Origin of the sequence: Pseudoalteromonas sp. TB51 (assembly GCF_000498055.1) — a bacterium.
Lineage (GTDB): Bacteria > Pseudomonadota > Gammaproteobacteria > Enterobacterales > Alteromonadaceae > Pseudoalteromonas > Pseudoalteromonas atlantica.
In genome coordinates this window covers 1-1827 of record NZ_AUTO01000225.1, presented here as the reverse complement: position 1 = coordinate 1827, position 1827 = coordinate 1, and the positions used below count along the sequence as shown (strand labels likewise).

Annotated in this window: 3 protein-coding genes and 1 pseudogene; 3 read left to right on the top strand and 1 reads right to left on the bottom strand. The window is 39.0% G+C overall.

The genetic code is table 11. The features are described from left to right. Both L650_RS0112615 and L650_RS0112610 read left to right on the top strand, forming a co-directional pair. Positions 1-236 (top strand): annotated as a pseudogene (locus L650_RS0112615) (PepSY domain-containing protein); the annotation flags it as partial. After that, entirely contained in the window at positions 233-574 is a 342-nt protein-coding gene (locus tag L650_RS0112610; protein WP_029773340.1) for a DUF3325 domain-containing protein, read from the top strand. The pseudogene L650_RS0112615 and the gene L650_RS0112610, both read left to right, overlap by 4 nt. Before the next feature lie 237 nt (positions 575-811). Here L650_RS0112610 and L650_RS0112605 read toward each other — a convergent pair whose 3' ends face one another. Next, positions 812-1333: a lipocalin family protein gene (locus L650_RS0112605; protein WP_029773339.1), complete on the bottom strand. Its 522-nt coding sequence runs from the start codon at positions 1331-1333 to the stop codon at positions 812-814. Positions 1334-1453: 120 nt separating this feature from the next. Here L650_RS0112605 and L650_RS0112600 point away from each other — a divergent pair. Further along, a partial coding sequence (locus tag L650_RS0112600) for a YaiI/YqxD family protein (RefSeq protein WP_029773338.1) occupies positions 1454-1827 on the top strand: 374 nt, incomplete at its 3' end.

Sequence of the window (1827 nt, the reverse complement as noted above, 5' to 3'; positions counted from 1 at the left end):
CTGCCATAAATGCCCTCGCGTGTTTGAGTGTACCGGCAATAAATGCGCTTACCACACAGGGTAATATAGTGAGCTACTTACTTAATAAACAATGGGCCTTGTTTATTTTCGATGCGGTATTTTTACTGTTTAGCATACTGTTTTTAGTACAAACCGAAAAATTACGTACTGCTTCTAGCGCATCTAAAAAAACAGCTAATAACCTAGCCAATAATAAAAAGAGGCAAAAAGCATGATTGATTTACTTAGCTTTAGCCTCTGTTTGTTTGCTTTTAATGGTTTTGCTTTGGCAAAGCCAGCGCATTTTAAAACGGTGTTTACAACGCGTCCCTCTAAGCTGCAAAGTAATTTGCTGCTAATAGTTGCTTGGATCAGTATTTTACTAAGTTTATTGCTCTGTGTTGTTACGCAGCAGGGATACGGTGCTTTACTATTTTTTGGCTTTATGGGACTAAGTGTATTAATTATAACGATTTTTTATAATTTTATAGAAAAGTTGATTAAGCCATTTAGCTTTTTAAATATGTTACTGATTGGCTTATCAGGGCTATTACTGGCAGTAAATTCACTTTAGTTAGTAAAAACCTGATCCAAAGAAAGCCATTAACTTTAGGCAAAAAAATGGCAAGCTATAAAGCTTGCCAACAATAGGGGGATATTCAGTATGTCCAACACTTGCATGTCTCGTTGCAAGTGCAGCTAATATAGCCCGAACATATTTAACTTACCTTACAGTGAGATGATCGTTTTATTACAGCTGTAACAATCATTTACTCAACAACTGTAAAGCCCCTTTACATAGCTAAATATCCTACTGTTTAACCCAAATAACTTGCTCTGTAGCAAAGCCTAGTTTGTTTGCTTTAGCTATAAAATGTTGTTTAAGCTCGTCACTAACGGTAGGTGTACGCGATAAAAACCATAAAAAGTCGCGGTTATAACTTGTAATAAACGCATATTGGTAGTCGTCTTGGTCTAATTCAAAAATAACGTAAGCACCATAAAATGGACCAAAAAACGAGACTTTAAAATGGCCTGTGTCAGTCCCTTCTACAAATTTAGCTAAGCCCTGTGCTTCATCCCACTTTTGCTCTTTAGTTATAAAACCTTTGTTGAGCACTTTTACTGTGCCATCGTCATTTACGGTGTAAGTCGCGGTTACTTGCTCCATGCCCTCTTCGAATGAGTGATCAAGGCGGGCAATTTCGTACCACTTACCTTTGTATTGCTTAAGGTCAAAGTTTTTAACCGGAGTAATGCCCTCTGGTGCGCTTGTGCAGGCGGTGAGTAAAAATAACCCTGTAATGAGTAAAATAGTCGTAATGGCCTTCATGAAAGCTCCTTTTTAAAAGTGATGTTGTTTGTACGGCTCTAAGCCAATAAAGTTTGCTAGCCGATTAAAATAAATTGCTATAGGATCAGCTAAATACTAGAGCAATTAAAAGATTTAAGCATGAAAATATGGGTAGATGCCGACGCATGCCCTGTGGTAATAAAAGAAATACTTTTTAGAGCCGCAGAGCGCACGCAAACACCAACCATTTTAGTAGCTAACCATGCAATGCGTATTCCGCCTTCAAAATTTATAAGCCGCGTACAGGTTTCGAGCGGGTTTGATGTGGCCGATGACGAAATAGTAAAGCGTGTAGAAAAAGGCGATTTAGTTATTACTGGCGACATACCGCTTGCCAGTGAAGTTATAGATAACGGTGGCCAAGCACTTAACCCACGCGGTGAGCTTTACACGCCAGAGAATATTCGCTCGTTATTAAACGTGCGCGACTTTATGGATACCATGCGCTCAAGCGGCGTAGAAATGAGTGGCGG

Coding starts and splice junctions, on each gene's coding strand:
- L650_RS0112610 (WP_029773340.1), top strand. CDS start 233: ATGATTGATTTACTTAGCTTTAGCCTCTGTTTGTTTGCTTTTAATGGT.
- L650_RS0112605 (WP_029773339.1), bottom strand. CDS start 1,333: ATGAAGGCCATTACGACTATTTTACTCATTACAGGGTTATTTTTACTC.